The following is a 13,794-nucleotide window of genomic DNA, read 5'->3' on the forward strand; positions in this document are numbered from 1 at the left end:
GGGCTCACCGCAGCCGGCGGGCCGCGTTCGCCATCAACCCGAGCAGGAACAGGGTGCTGACGAGCGCGGTCCCGCCCGCCGACACCAGCGGCAGCTGCTGCCCGGTCACCGGGAGCAGGCCGACGACGTAGCCGACGTTCATCGCCGCCTGCACGACCACCCAGGTCGCGGTCGCCGCCGTAGTCAGGCGCAGGAACGGGTCCTTCGTGCGCGCCGCGATCCGCAGCCCCACCCAGCCGAGCAGTGCGTACAGCGACAGCACCAGCAGCCCGCCGAGCAGCCCGAGCTCCTCGCCGATCACGGCGAAGATGAAGTCGTTGGCCGCGTTGGGCAGGTAGTCCCACTTCGCCCGGCCCTGGCCGAGGCCGGTGCCGAACACGCCGCCGTCGGCCAGCGACAGCAGCGCCTGCCGGGACTGGTAGCCGGCGCCGAGCTCGTCGCCGGCGCCGAGGAACGTGGTGATCCGGTCCCGGCGGTACCCCGAGGTCAGGCCGAGCACCGCGGCGCCGGCGACGGCGCCGCCGCACATCGCGGCCAGCGGGCCGAGCGGGGTCCCCGCGAAGTACAGCAGCGCCAGCACGATCACGCCGAGCGCGACCGTCGTGCTGAGCGCGGGCTGCATCATCAGCAGCGCCGCGATCAGCAGCCCGACCGGCACCAGCGGCAGGACGGCGTAGCGCGCCAGCCGCACCGTGCGGCCGCGCAGCGCCAGCACGTGCGCGCCCCACAGCAGCACGATCACCTTGGCCGCCTCGCCGGGCTGCACGGTGAACCCGCCGACCGAGATCCACCGCCGGGCGCCGCCGCGGACCTCGCCGATCCCCGGGACGAGTACCGCGATCAGCGCGGCGACGCAGGCGATCAGCAGGATCGGCGTCCAGGCCCGCAGCCACGACGGCCGGACCACCATCCCCAGGCCGAACGCGGCGATCCCGACCACCAGGAAGATGATGTGCCGGACGAAGACGGTGAGCACCATCCCGTCGGCGACGGTGCGCCCGCCCGCCGACGCGGACAGCACCATCACCACGCCGACCAGGAGCAGCACCCCGGTCACGCCCAGCACCAGGTGCAGCGGGGGCACCCGGCCGAGCCGGGCCAGCCGGGCCCGGAGCGACGCCGCGGGACCGGCCGGCCGGTCCCCCGGCCCGGACCGTGTTCTCGACCTCGGCGACGTCACTCGATCAGTGTCCGGCAGATCCGGGCATCGGCGACGTAACCGGCCGGCACGGCGCGTCCTGCAACGGTGTCACCCGGCCCGGGCGTGCACCACGAGGTTGTCGATGTAGCTGCGCTCCCCGCGGTCGAACTCGCCGGCGCAGGTGACCAGCCGCAGCACGTCGCTCGACGTGGCGCCGAACACCTCGAACGTCGGGAACTCGTCCTTGGGCATCTGCTGGGTCCGCTCGACGACGTACTCCTCGACGGTGCCGTCGCTGCGCCCGACCTCGATCACGTCGCCCGGCCCGAGATCGCGCAGGTCGAAGAACACCGCGGGCCCGGCCCGGGAGTCGACGTGCCCCAGCAGGACGGTCGGGCCCGGGTTGGTGCCGCGGTCGAACCAGCCGACCCGCGAGAAGTCCTGCGGGACCTCCGCGGTGTTGTCGTCGGCGACGCCGAGCCGCAGCAGCTCCGGCTCGTCCACCCCGATCGCCGGGATCCGCAGCGACGTCGGCAGCACCTCGCCCTGCTCCGCGACGACCGGTTCCTGGGTGATCGGCGCGGTGGGCGGTTCGGGCGCGTCCGGCGCGTCGGTCGCGGCGGGCGCGCCGCACGCCGTCAGCATCAGGAGCAACGCGACGACGCCCGGGAACAGTGCCGACAGCACTGGTCCCGGGCGCCGGTCACGCGCGTGCTCAGCCCTGCGCACGGCTCCGGCGGACCAGCACGACGCCGGCCCCGGCGGCGGCGGCCAGCCCGGCCGCACCGATCGCGTACATCGCGGCGTCGTTCGAGGTGCCACCGGCACCGGTCTCGACACCACCCATCGGGACCTCGGTCAGCTGGCCGCGGACGGTGCCCGCCGCGTAGTCCGCGGTGTGGGTGTCGGCGGTGAAGCCGGCCGGGTTCGCCTCGATCTGGCTCAGGGTGAAGCCGGTCGCGGTGTCCTCGCCGTTGTCACCCTCCAGACCGGTGGTGAACGGGCCCTGCAGGCAGCCGGACGAGGTGCGGGTGTCGCCCTCACCGGTCGGGTCCGGGAACGCCAGCCGCGGCGGGCCGGGCTCGCCGACGTTCGCCTCGTGGATGTGCGTCGCGGTCTTGGCCGGGCTCTGGTACTCCCCGGTCACCCCGCGCAGGGTGATGTCGTAGCAGATGATCTCGTCGTCGCTGTTGATCCGGAAGTTGAACTCACCGGTCGCGCCGGGCTCGCCCGGGACGGACTCGCCGTCGTTGTTGATGATGGTGTCGGGGGTGGCCATCACGGTGTACATGCTGGTGAAGGTGTCCGGCTCCGGCACCTCCGTCTCCTGGGCCATGGCGATGCCCGCGGTTGCGGCGAAGGTGAGGGCACTCGCGGCCGTGACGGCGGCCAGGCGGGGGAGGGTGCGACGCATCTCGGAGTCCTTTCTGACTTTTTCATCCTTGATGCCGGTCTCTACGGACCCGCCGCCCCCGGCGTTCAGCCGTCACCCGATCGTGATCAGCGCGGCCGCCCGAAGACGTCCGCGACCATCCGCTCCCACGCCGCGACCGCGTCGGCCGGCGGCAGGCCGAGCTGCCCGAGCAGCCCCAGGCACTCGCCGTCGACGCCGGTGAGCAGCACCGTCGACACCGGGCCGTGCACGCTGTGCGTGCGGACGACCCGCAGCTCGGCGACGTCGCCCGGGCCGAACGCGAACTGCGCCGGACCCGACACGACGCCGACGACGTCGCCGGTCTCGACGTGGTCCACCCGCCCGACCGTCGCCTGCAGGCATCCGCGGTTCGGCACCGCGAACCCGACCGGGACGCCGTGCTCGCACAGCCCGCACAGCAGCTCGACGACGGGCAGGAACCCCGACGGCGGCACCGACGGGCGGGCGAGCCGGTCCAGCAGGTCCGCGGCGCCGGTGGTGACCAGGTCGAGCAGGCCGAGATGGTCGAGCTCGCCCGGGTCGTCCGGGAAGACCGGCGGCTCGGGGGCCGGGCCGGGCGAGCGCGGTGCCAGGGCCATCACGTCCACGACGAGCGCCGCCGGTTCGGACACCAGGTGCGACCGGTGCACCGCGGTCCCGTCGGCGTCGAACATCCACAGTCCGGCCGGCTCCCGGGAGTCGTCGTCGGGGGCGGTGCTGATCAGGGCCGACACCGCGCTGCGGGACAGCCGCAGGTTCACCAGCCCGGCCCGGACGGGGAACGCCTCCCCGGCGAACGTCGGCGGGGCGTAGGTGCCCAGCTCGGTGATCAGCGCGCTGCCGTTGGCGGTGGTGGCGACCACGTCCTCCAGCAGCGGCAGGTGCCGGGCCAGCGAGTCGGGATCGAGATCGAGCCGGGTACCGACGCGGTGCGCGAGCAGCAGGTCGAGCTCGGTGCGAGGCAGGGTCACGGGGATGCTCCGGATCAGGTAGCTCAGTAGACGTCACGCAGGTAGCGCTTGGCCCGCTTGAGGTCGGCGACGAACGCCTCGGCCCCGTCGGCGTCCAGACCGCCGTGCTCGGCGACGACCGCGTGCAACGCCGCGTCGACGTCGCGGGCCATCCGGCTCGCGTCGCCGCACACGTAGAGGTGCGCGCCGTCGGCGAGCCAGGCGTAGAGCCGGGCGCCGTGCTCGCGCATGCGGTCCTGGACGTAGATCTTGGCCGCCTGGTCGCGGGAGAACGCCAGGTCGAGGTGGGTGAGCAGGCCGGACTCGGCCCACCCGGTCAGTTCGGATCCGTAGAGGAAGTCGTGTTCACGGTGCCGGTCGCCGAACAGCAGCCAGTTCCGGCCGGTCGCCCCGCGGGCCGCGCGTTCCTGCAGGAACGCCCGGAACGGCGCGACCCCGGTACCGGGCCCGATCATGATCATGTCGACGGCGTCGTCGGACGGCGGCCGGAACGTCGAGTTGGGCTGCAGGAACACCCCCGCCGTGTCGCCGACGGCGAGCCGGTCGGCCAGGTGGGTCGAGCAGACCCCGCCGACGGCGCGATCACCGCACCGGTAGCGCACGCTCGCGACGGTGAGGTGGATCCGGTCCGGCGCGGCCAGCGGGCTGGACGAGATCGAGTAGGCCCGGTGCTGCAGCGGCCGCAGCAGCCCCAGCAGCTCGTCGGCATCGCACCGGAACCGGGCGGTCCGCAGCAGGTCGAGCAGATCCCGATCCCACAGGTACGCCTCCCGGGCGGCCTTGTCCGGATGGGCCAGCGCGGCCCGCAGCTCGTCGTCGGAGCCGCGTTCGGCGAGCACCGCGAGCAGGTCGCGGGACGGCGTGACGATCTCGTGCGCGTGGGTCAGCGCCTCGCGCAGCGGGCGGTCCCCGGCGGGGGCGTCGCCGTCCGCGCCGAGCTGCTCCAGCAGGGCGTCGACCAGCGCCGGGTCGTTGCACGGGAGCACGCCCAGCGCGTCCCCCGCGGCGTAGCCGATCCCGCTGTCGGCGAGCGCGAACTCGTGGTGCCGGATGTCCTTGTCCGAGCCGGGCCCGGACAGCCGGACGCTGTGCGCGAGCACCGCCGGGAACGGGTTGCGACGGTCCCACCGCGGCCCCGCCGCCACCGGGGCCGGTGCCGGGGGTGCGGTCCCGCCCGCGGCGAACGTCGCGAGGACCCGGCCGTACCACTGCTCGGCCTGGTCCTCCCACATCACGTCGCAGTCGACGCGGTCCAGCGCGCGGGTCGCGCCGAGCTCGGCGAGCCGGGCGTCGATCAGCTTCCCGGCGGCGCAGAAGTCGTCGTAGGCGGTGTCGCCGAGCGCGCAGACCGCGTACGTCGTCGACTCCAGCCGCGGCGCGTCGGCGGACTCGATGAGCTGCCGGAACAGGTCCGCGTCGTCCGGCATCTCGCCGTCGCCGTAGGTGGAGCAGACGATCACCACCCGGTCCATCGCGGCGAGCGCGGCGGCGTCGACCTGGTCCAGCTCGACCGGCTCGGCGGGCGCCCCGGCGGCGCTGAGCCGGCTCGCGACGGTGCCCGCGACCAGCTCGGCGTTGCCGGTCTCGGTGCCGTAGAGCACGTGCACCGGCGGGTGCGCGGTCGCCCCGGCCGGCTCGGCGCGGGTCACCGCGGTGCGCGCGCCGGCGAGGTACCCGGACAGCCAGATCCGCTGCTCGGGCGTGAACGGCGCGTCCGCGGAGATGCCGAGCGCCTGCAGGTCCTCCGGCAGCTGCGCGGTCACGGGGCGGCCACCAGGTCCGGCGTGGCGCGGGCGGCGAACAGCTCCTCGAACCCGGGGATCCGGCCGAGCGCTGCGGTGTTCGCGGCGTCCCTGGCGATGATCCAGCCGAACGTGCCCGGGCTGTCGGTGCCGTAGACGTCGCGGCGGGCCAGCGCCGCCTTCAGGTCGCCCACCCGCTTCGCGGAGACGAGCACGGCGAGCTCGCCGTCGTCGTAGCCGGTGAGGGCGTCGCGGGCGTAGCGGACCAGCCGGGCGCGGACGGCGTGGTCCTCGGTGAGCAGCAGGGTGCGCGGATCGGCGCCGCGCCGGCGCGCGACGTCCTCCGCGATCCGCTGCACGGTCAGCCCGTTGACCAGCGCGTACATCCGCTCGTCCGGGTCGGTCGGCACCGCTCCCCCGGCGACCGGGACGCCGTCGCGCTGGGCCAGCTTGTGCCGGCGCAGCTGGTGCGCGGCGAGCGCGTCGGCCAGCTCGTCGACCAGCTCGGCGCGGCTGTTCGCGGCGAGCACGGCGTCGGCGTCCTGGTAGAGCCGCAGCGCCCGCGGGGTCGCGACCAGCACGTGCGCGCGCTCGGTCGCCCAGTGCTCCAGCAGCCGCGCGCCGAGCGCCGAACCGGTGGCCTCGACGTGCCAGCCGAGCAGCAGCCGCACCGCGGTCTCGTGGAACCCGCCGACCGGGGCGACGTCCACCGAGTCGGTGCTGAACGCAGCCACCCGGCCCGGGTCGTACTGGTAGAGGAAGCCGCCGGACATGCCGTTGCCCAGCCCGGCGCCCGCGGTGCCGAGGTTCAGCACGGCGCCGCCGGTCATGTACTCGCAGCCGAAGTCGCCGAGCCCCTCGACGACGGCGGACGCGCCCGAGTTGCGCACCGCGAACCGGTCCCCCGCCTCGCCCTCGACGAACAGCCGGCCGCCGGTCGCGCCGAAGAGCGCGAAGTTGCCGATCAGCACGTTCTCCCCCGGGCCGCGGCCGGCGCCGGGCGAGCCGCCCGGGGACCGCACGGCGACCGTCCCGCCGCAGGCCGCCTTGCCGACGCCGTCGTTGGCGGTTCCGGTGTGCTCCAGCCACATCCCGTCGTTGCACAGCAGCCCGAACGACTGCCCGGCGGCGCCGCGGGTGCGGATCCGGACGTAGCGGTCCGGCAGGAACCGGCGGCCGCGGTCGTCGGTCAGCGCCGGGGCCTCGATCCGTTCGTGCTCCAGCATGCGTTCGACGTCGACGGCGAGCCGGCCGCCGACCGAGCGGTGCCGGTTCCCCAGCTCGCCGCCGTCGATGTCGACGCCGGGGGCGTGCCGGGCGAGCGCGTCGCGCACGGTCGCCGACCACGACTCGTCGTGGGCGTGCTCGGCGCCGACCCGCACCGGATCGGCGATCTGCTCCCGGCGCACCGGGTGCAGCAGCCTGCGCAGGTCCAGCCGGGCGACGATCGCCGGGTGCGCGGCGAGGTGCAGCAGGTCGGTGCGGCCGCGGGCCTCGCGCAGGCTCCGCAGGCCGAGCCCGGCCAGGATCTCGCGGACCTCGTGCGCGACGTTGAGCAGGTACTGGGCGAGCGCGCGCGGGTCGCCGTCGAACGCCTCGGCGTTGGTGGTGATCCCGGCCGGGCAGCGCACGTTGCAGTTCTTCGCCATGACGCAGCGCAGCATCATCAGCGCGCTCGTCCCGAACTCGAAGCCGTCGGCGCCGAGCAGGGCGGACACGACGACGTCACCGGCGGTCTGGTGCGCGCCCGAACAGCGCAGTTCGACGGCGTCGCGCAGGCCGTGCGCGGACAGCGCCTGGTGCACCTCGGCGATGCCGACCTCGGCCGAGCGGCCGGCGAACTTCAGGCTGGTGACGGCGGCGGCGCCGGTCCCGCCGGTGTTCCCGGCGACGTTCACGACGTGCGCACCGGCCTTCGCGACGCCGACCGCGATCGTCCCGATGCCCTCCGACGACACCAGCTTCACGACGACCTTCACCCGGGCCGCGGTGGCGTCGTGGATGAGCTGGGCGAGGTCCTCGATCGAGTAGGTGTCGTGGTGCGGCGGCGGCGAGACCAGCTCGACGCCGGGGGTGGCGCCGCGGGCGGCGGCGATCTCGACGGTGACCTTGCGGCCGGGCAGCTGCCCGCCCTCCCCCGGCTTCGCCCCCTGCGCGATCTTGATCTCGATCTGCTCCAGCATCGGGTCGGCCAGGTAGCCGGCCCACACCCCGAACCGGCCGGAGGCGAACTGCTTGATCCGGGAGCCGCGGATCGTCCCGAACCGGGAGCGGGCCTCGCCGCCCTCGCCGCAGTTCGACAGGGCGCCGACCATGTTGGTGCCGTGCGCGACGGCCTCGTGCGCGCCCGCGACGAGCGCGCCGTGGCTCATCGCGCCGGAGGCGAGCGTGCGGGTGATCTCCGACGCCGGCTGCACCTCGGCCAGCGGGACCGGGTCCGGCGCGGTGACCAGCCGGTCCAGCCAGTCGGCTGCCGCGCCGGACGCGGACCGGACGTGCACCGCCGGGCCGTCGGCGGCGGCGTCGATCTCCGGGCCGAACCGGTCGGCGAGGTAGCGGGCCAGCGGGCGGGCGTCGCCGTCGTCGACGAGCAGCCGGTCGCCGTCGCGGCGCAGCCCGCGGACGACGACGGTCGCGGTGCCGCGGGCGTCGATCCGGTCCAGCCGGTCGACGCCGTCGCGCAGGTCCACCGGCAGCACCAGCACGTCGCGCAGCGCCGACGGGCGCCGCTCGCGCTCCCGCGCCAGCTCGGCGGCGAACTCGCGGTAGCCGGGGGTGATGGTGAAGTCGTCGATCTCGGCGGCGGTCAGCGCGCGCAGGCCGGTGTGCGTGTACGCCTCGTCGTGCAGGCCGAAGGCGTCGGCCAGCCCGGCGAGCGGGAGCAGCCGCAGCGACGGGTCGACGGCGCCGGCGGTCAGCGCGGCCCGCTCGTCGGTGAGCCCGGTGAAGGCGCGCACCGCGGTGACGCCGTAGGAGTGCCCGGCGCCGTCGGTGCGCTCCTTGAACAGCCCGAGCTGCGGGACGTCGTCGGGGCCGGTGACGGTCAGCGCCCGGTGGTGCCAGTCGGCGGCGGACCGCTCGATCGCGGCGAAGCCGACCCCGCCGACCGGGGCGTCCAGGTCGGGGAACCAGCGGTGCAGCACGGGATCGTCGGTGTCGAGGTAGCCGGGCTCGAAGAACTCGCCGGCCACGTAGCTCTCGGCGGTGCACAGCCCGACCCGGGCCATCGTCTTGAGCAGCGCCTTCTCGGCGGCCCGGCGGAACCGGCCGAACGCGGCGGGATCGCCGGACTCGGCGGCGCGCAGCCGGACCGCGTGCGGGTGCACCGCGGACGCGCCGAACCCGAGCACGACGGCGAGATGGTGCGACGAGCACACCTGCCCGGTCGCGACGACCAGCGAGACCGCGGGGCGCAGGCCCGCCTCGATCAGCGCCCGGTTCACCGCGGCGACGCCGAGCACCACCGGGATCGCGGCCCGCTGCGGGCTCAGCGCGCCGTCGTCGAGCAGGGCGATGCCGCCGCCGGCGCGGGCGAAGGCGACGACCTCGGCGCGCAGCGACTCGATCGCCGCCTCCAGGTCGCCGGGGGTGTGCAGCAGGTCGAACCCGGCGACCGGCACGACGGTGCCGGACCGCAGCCGGGCCAGCCCGGCGTCGTCGAGCAGTGGGGAGTCGAGCACGATCCGGTGGAACGGGTCGCCGTCGGCGACCGGGCGGGCGCCGAGCGCGACCCGCAGGCTCATCCCGTCGGCCTCCCGGATCGGGTCCAGCGGCGGGTTCGTGACCTGCGCGAACCGCTGGGTGAAGTACCGGGCGACACCGCCCTCGCGATCGGTGAGCGCGTTGATCGCGTTGCCGTAGCCCATCGCCGAGACCCGTTCGGCGCCGTCGGTCAGCATCGGGTCGAGCAGGAACCGGAACGCCTCGGAGTCCAGGCCGTAGGCGACGTAGCGCTGGTGCACCGTCAGTTCGCTGCCCGCTTCCGGCTCCCCGTCCGGGGCGGGCAGCTCGCCGAGCCCGGTGCGGGCCGCGGCCAGCAGCGCCGGGTAGTCGGCGCGGGAGGCGAGCAGCTCCAGGGTCTGCGCGGTGTCGTAGCTGCGCCGCTCGGTCGCGCTCCACCACAGCATCCCGCCGGCCTCGATCCGGCCGCGGCGCAGCACCCGCTCGGCGGGCAGGTCGAACTGCCCGGCCTCGGACGACACCGTCAGGTACTCGTCGGTCTCGCAGGTCCGCAGCGGGCGCAGGCCCAGCCGGTCCAGCCGGGCGCCGGTCACGTCGCCGTCGGAGAACACGACGGCGGCCGGGCCGTCGTTGATCTCCTCGACCAGCGAGTGGTACTCCAGCATCGCCCGCACCGGCGCCGGCAGCGACCGGTCGTTCTCCCAGGCCGGCGGCATCATCGCGACGACGGCGGCGACCAGGTCGACACCGTCGCCGGCGACCCGCGCGTGCAGGGTCTGGTCGAACCGGGCGCTGTCGGACTGGCCCGGCGGGCGGACGATCCGGTCCCCGCGGGCCGCGGCCAGCGCGTCGTCGGCGATCCGGTTCTTGCGGTCGGTGTTGAGCTCACCGTTGTGCGCCAGCAGCCGGAACGGCTGCGCCATCGTCGGATGCGGGTCGGTGTTGGTGGAGAACCGGGTGTGGAAGTACAGGCTCGACACCTCGTGCGCCGGATCGGTCAGATCGGTGAACCAGCGCAGCACCTCCCAGGAGTTCAGCCGCCCCTTCAGCACCTGGGTGCGGGTGGACAGGCTCAGCGGGTACAGCCCGGCGAGCTCCGGATCGGTGTAGGCGAGCGCCTCGACGTCGAGCAGGCAGCGGTGGGTGAGCCGGTCGCTGTCGGCGCCGTCGGGCACCGTGAAGATCCACTGCCGGATCGGCAGCTGCTGCTGCACCGCCGCCGGGCGCAGTGCCGACGGATCGGTCGGCACGTCGCGAACCGCCAGCACCGTGCAGCCGTGCCGCTCCAGCGTCGCGGTGACCAGCTTCTCCGCGGCGCCGGCGCGGTCCGCGTCGGTCGGGAGGAACACGTTCCCGACGCCGAACCGGCGGGCCGTCAGCTCGCGCCCGGCGAGCGCCGAGAAGAACCGCACCGAGAGATCCACCGAGACGCCGCCGCCGTCGCCGATGCCCTCCGCCGACATGCCACCGCGGTGCGGGACCGCGCACAGGGCACGATGGGCGTGGACGAGGACATTATGGGTCTGCACACCGTCCTTGCGGACGATCAGGCCGACGCCGCAGCTGCTCAGCTCGGCGGCCGGGTCGTGCAGACCGGCGGGTCGGGACGGCGCGCGCAACCGGCACCCCTCCTTGTCGTTTTAGGAAAGGCTTACCTTAGGAAGCGTGGGCGGAGAGGATCAACGCCCGGGGGCTGTCGCGCGGGACACATCGCGGCCCGACGTCGCCGTCCTGCAACGCCGGGGCGGGGCTAGACTGCCGCCGACGGGGTGTGGCGCAGCTTGGTAGCGCACTCGCTTTGGGAGCGAGGGGCCGTGGGTTCAAATCCCGCCACCCCGACCACATCCGACCTGCGGAGACAGGCCGGAGCAGTGGCTCCGGGAACCGGGTGGAACAACGCGGGCCGGCCTGATCTGATCGGCCGATGGCAACCGGGGTCGTGAAGTTCTACAAGGCCGAGAAGGGCTGGGGTGCGATCAGCAGCCCCGAGCTGCCCGACGGCCTCGACGCCTTCGTCCACTTCAGCGTCATCGAGACCGAGGGCTACAAGGCGTTCGAGCAGGGTGACCAGGTCGAGTTCGACTACGAGCCCGCTCAGCAGGACAGCTTCCGGTTCCGCGTGACGCGCGCACGACGCCTCTGACCCCTCCCGTCCGATCGTGCCGAGCGCCGCGCGACAGCAGCAGGCCGGGGACGGTCTGCCCGCACGCCGTACGACCGGATGCCGGCCCGTCACCGTCGCGGTCGGGATCGGGGCGTCGACCGGTCACCGGGCCGGCCGGCCGACGGGCACACTCGCGCTCCCGTCCGGTGGGCGGCCGCCCCTGCTGGAGGTCGGTGATCGACGACGCCACCACGGCCGAGCAGGATCGGTGGACGAGTTCGTCCACGGCGTGTGTGGGGCGTCCGACGAGCTCGGTGGCGTCGGTCGACGTGCGTGGGCGCCGGCCTGGTCGCCCGGAAGCTCAGACCAGCTCACCCAGGTGGAAGCGGGTGCCCTGGTCGTCGGCGCAGCTCGACAGCAGCCCGTAGGGCCGGCGTTCCGGATCGGTCGCGGTGCCGCCGGCCGCACGCACCCGGTTCACGGTCGCCCCGATGTCGTCCACCGCGTACATCGGCACCACGGTCGGCTGCCCGTGCCCACCGTGCAGGCCCGTCATCGGGTACATCTCGTCGACCTGCCAGCCGTCCTCGTCGCTGCCGGCGCTGAACGCCCAACCGAAGACGGCGCCGAAGAAGGCACGGGCGCGGGCGGAGTCGGCGACCTCGAAGGTCAGGTAGCCGATCCGATCGTGTCCGCGCGAATCGCCCTCGTGAACGGCGAACGGCAGTCCCTGGTCGTCCATGCAGTTCGCGGACCGCCCGTGGTCGGTGTCGACAGGGTCCTCGGCCCGCCCACCGGCCGACCGGATCCGCTCGACGGCGGCATCGGCATCGTCCACGCCCTGGCTCAGGAACATCGTGTTGTGCCGCGGCCAGTCGTCCCACACGCCCGCGGGCAGCGCCGCCAGGGAGACGATGCTCTGCGGCGGCGACGCCCCCGCGACCATCCGGTGCTGCGGCCCGACGTCGCTGTAGGACCAGCCGAGCGCCGCCGCGAAGAACGTCGCCGCGCGGTCCGGATCAGCGACCCACAGGGCCGCGTAGCCGACCGTGCCGTGAATACCCTTCGTCGTCATCGCAGCAGGTTAGGGCCGGTGTCGCACGGTGGCGTGGAGAAATCGGACTCTCCGCCCCTCGACCCCCGACGACGTCCCGGCCCGTCCCGCCCGAACGCCGCGGAGGGGTGACGACCGCGGACCGCAGCAGCTCAGAGCCCGACGGAGTTCGCGCCGTGCTCGGCCTGCGCACGGGTGAAGCCCTCGAACTCCAGCTGGTCGATGAGCCCCCCGCGGGAGAACGAGGTGAAGTCCAGGTAGCTCTTCGCGGACTTCGCGGCCTGCTCGTTCCAGTCCACGGTCACGTTGTCGACGGCGTACGTGGCGTCGGCGGTGGAGTAGTCCTCGAACTCCAGCTGGTCGATCAGCCCCTGGCGGGAGAAGGCGCTGAAGTCGAGGTAGCTCTCGGCCGACCGGATCGCGTTCTGCCGGCTCACCGACAGGGCGGGTGCGGCCGGCTCTGCCGCGGCGAACGTCTCCGGGGCGGATACGACGCTGCTCGGTGCGGGCGCCTCGACCACCGGCGGGACGACGACCGGCGTGGACGGGGCGACGGCGGGCGCGGAGGTCGGAGCCGCTGCCGCCGTGGGCTCCGTGCGACCGTCGTCGGTGCCCGACACGGCGGCGACGACGACGATCAGCGCTGCGGCGCCGCCGACGACGAACGGCCACTTCCGCCGTCGTCTCGGAGCCGGGGGCTGCGGCGGCTGCGGCGGCGGGTAGGCGTAGGTCGGGGCCCACTGCTGCGGGATCTGACCGTGCATCGGGTACTGGTCGGACGGGATGTCCCGGGAGGGGCCCTGCGGGGCCTGCGGAGTTGTCACAGCGCTTGTGTCGCAGGAGAAGACGGGGTGTTGCAATCCGCCGCACCCGATCATCAGAACTGTGGAGGCCCTGCGCCGCACGGGATCACCGGAGGCACCCGGTTCGTGCGTACCCTGGCCGGGTCGAAGGAGCGGCCCGTTGCAGAGCAGTGAACTCGCCGAGCTCGCCGGCGTCACCGTCCGCACGCTGCGGCACTACCACCAGATCGGCCTGCTGGCCGAGCCGCCGCGCTCGTCGGGTGGCTACCGGCACTACGACGTCGGCCATCTCGTCCGGCTGCTGCGGATCGGCAGGCTGACCGCGCTCGGCGTCCCGCTCTCGCAGGTGCCGGCGGTGCTGGACGATCCGGCGGCCGCGCAGCGGCTGCTCGACGAGCTCGACCGGGAGGCCACCGCCGAGATCGAGCGTCTGACGGCCCGGCGCGACAGCATCGCCGTGCTGCGCCGCACCGGCGCCCCGCCCGATCTCCCGCCGGAGCTGGCGGCGCTGCGGACCGCGCCGGAGCAGCTGCAGGCCGGCATGGTGCGCTACGAACACGAGCAGCTGCTGCTGCTCGGGCACCTGCTCGACGAGTCCGGGCACGCCGATCTCGTCGCGCTGCTCGGCGCAGGCGGCGTGGCGAGCGCCCGGCTCAGCGCGCGCTTCTACGCGCTCGACTCCGACACCCCCGAGGACGTCGTCACCGCGCTGGTCGACGATCTGGCCGCACAGCTGGACGACATCGCGACCCGGATCGACAGCCTGTCCGGGCTGGACGGACGGGCATCGGCGCTGCTGGACGAGCTGAGCGGGCACAACCTGCGGCCGGTGCAGCACCGCGTGCTGCGCCTGGTCGAGCAGCGGCTGACGCGCTGACCACTGT

The 13,794-nt window shown here is 74.3% G+C and carries 10 protein-coding genes and 1 tRNA gene; 3 read left to right on the forward strand and 8 right to left on the reverse strand.

Annotated features, from left to right (window positions below; genetic code table 11):
• Positions 1 to 4 precede the first annotated feature (4 nt).
• The 6 genes from ABD160_RS06990 to ABD160_RS07015 form a co-directional block, all read right to left on the reverse strand.
• Entirely contained in the window at positions 5 to 1,180 is a 1,176-nt protein-coding gene (locus tag ABD160_RS06990; protein WP_344019594.1) for a peptidoglycan glycosyltransferase FtsW, read from the reverse strand.
• Between the two features lie 69 nt (positions 1,181 to 1,249).
• The gene (locus tag ABD160_RS06995; RefSeq protein WP_344019596.1) at positions 1,250 to 1,828 is read right to left on the reverse strand and encodes a class F sortase; all 579 of its coding nucleotides are present in this window, start codon (positions 1,826 to 1,828) and stop codon (positions 1,250 to 1,252) included.
• Between the two features lie 28 nt (positions 1,829 to 1,856).
• Complete coding sequence (locus ABD160_RS07000; RefSeq protein WP_344019598.1) at positions 1,857 to 2,555, reverse strand: CHRD domain-containing protein; 699 nt, start codon at positions 2,553 to 2,555, stop codon at positions 1,857 to 1,859.
• Positions 2,556 to 2,641: 86 nt separating this feature from the next.
• Positions 2,642 to 3,526, reverse strand: a complete 885-nt coding sequence (locus ABD160_RS07005; protein ID WP_344019600.1) for a ChuX/HutX family heme-like substrate-binding protein — start codon at positions 3,524 to 3,526, stop codon at positions 2,642 to 2,644.
• A gap of 23 nt (positions 3,527 to 3,549) precedes the next feature.
• Positions 3,550 to 5,289 (reverse strand): sulfite reductase subunit alpha, encoded by a 1,740-nt coding sequence (locus tag ABD160_RS07010; protein WP_344019602.1) that lies wholly within the window; start codon positions 5,287 to 5,289, stop codon positions 3,550 to 3,552.
• Complete coding sequence (locus tag ABD160_RS07015; protein ID WP_344019604.1) at positions 5,286 to 10,568, reverse strand: glutamate synthase-related protein; 5,283 nt, start codon at positions 10,566 to 10,568, stop codon at positions 5,286 to 5,288. The genes ABD160_RS07010 and ABD160_RS07015 overlap by 4 nt, the downstream gene beginning before the upstream one ends.
• 146 nt (positions 10,569 to 10,714) lie before the next feature.
• Between ABD160_RS07015 and ABD160_RS07020 the strand changes: the two genes are divergently transcribed.
• Positions 10,715 to 10,791: transfer RNA gene (locus ABD160_RS07020), tRNA-Pro, on the forward strand.
• An 82-nt stretch (positions 10,792 to 10,873) separates the two neighbouring features.
• Positions 10,874 to 11,092 (forward strand): cold-shock protein, encoded by a 219-nt coding sequence (locus ABD160_RS07025; RefSeq protein ID WP_344019606.1) that lies wholly within the window; start codon positions 10,874 to 10,876, stop codon positions 11,090 to 11,092.
• Between the two features lie 322 nt (positions 11,093 to 11,414).
• On the opposite strand, the gene ABD160_RS07030 is transcribed toward ABD160_RS07025, so the two are convergent.
• Both ABD160_RS07030 and ABD160_RS07035 read right to left on the reverse strand, forming a co-directional pair.
• Entirely contained in the window at positions 11,415 to 12,128 is a 714-nt protein-coding gene (locus tag ABD160_RS07030; protein ID WP_344019608.1) for a VOC family protein, read from the reverse strand.
• A gap of 131 nt (positions 12,129 to 12,259) precedes the next feature.
• A complete protein-coding gene (locus ABD160_RS07035) occupies positions 12,260 to 12,931 on the reverse strand; it encodes an Ltp family lipoprotein (protein ID WP_344019610.1) in 672 nt (223 codons plus the stop codon).
• 139 nt (positions 12,932 to 13,070) lie between these two features.
• On the opposite strand from ABD160_RS07035, the gene ABD160_RS07040 reads away from it, so the two are divergent.
• On the forward strand, positions 13,071 to 13,787 hold the full coding sequence (locus ABD160_RS07040; protein WP_344019612.1) for a MerR family transcriptional regulator: 717 nt from the start codon (positions 13,071 to 13,073) through the stop codon (positions 13,785 to 13,787).
• Positions 13,788 to 13,794 lie beyond the last annotated feature (7 nt).

Source organism: Pseudonocardia kongjuensis, from assembly GCF_039526905.1.
In the GTDB taxonomy this organism is placed as follows: Bacteria; Actinomycetota; Actinomycetes; order Mycobacteriales; family Pseudonocardiaceae; genus Pseudonocardia; species Pseudonocardia kongjuensis.

Bases quoted from the DNA above. Each gene is read 5' to 3' on its own strand.
- ABD160_RS07000 (WP_344019598.1), bottom strand. From the start codon at position 2,555: ATGCGTCGCACCCTCCCCCGCCTGGCCGCCGTCACGGCCGCGAGTGCC.
- ABD160_RS07025 (WP_344019606.1), top strand. From the start codon at position 10,874: ATGGCAACCGGGGTCGTGAAGTTCTACAAGGCCGAGAAGGGCTGGGGT.
- ABD160_RS07030 (WP_344019608.1), bottom strand. From the start codon at position 12,128: ATGACGACGAAGGGTATTCACGGCACGGTCGGCTACGCGGCCCTGTGG.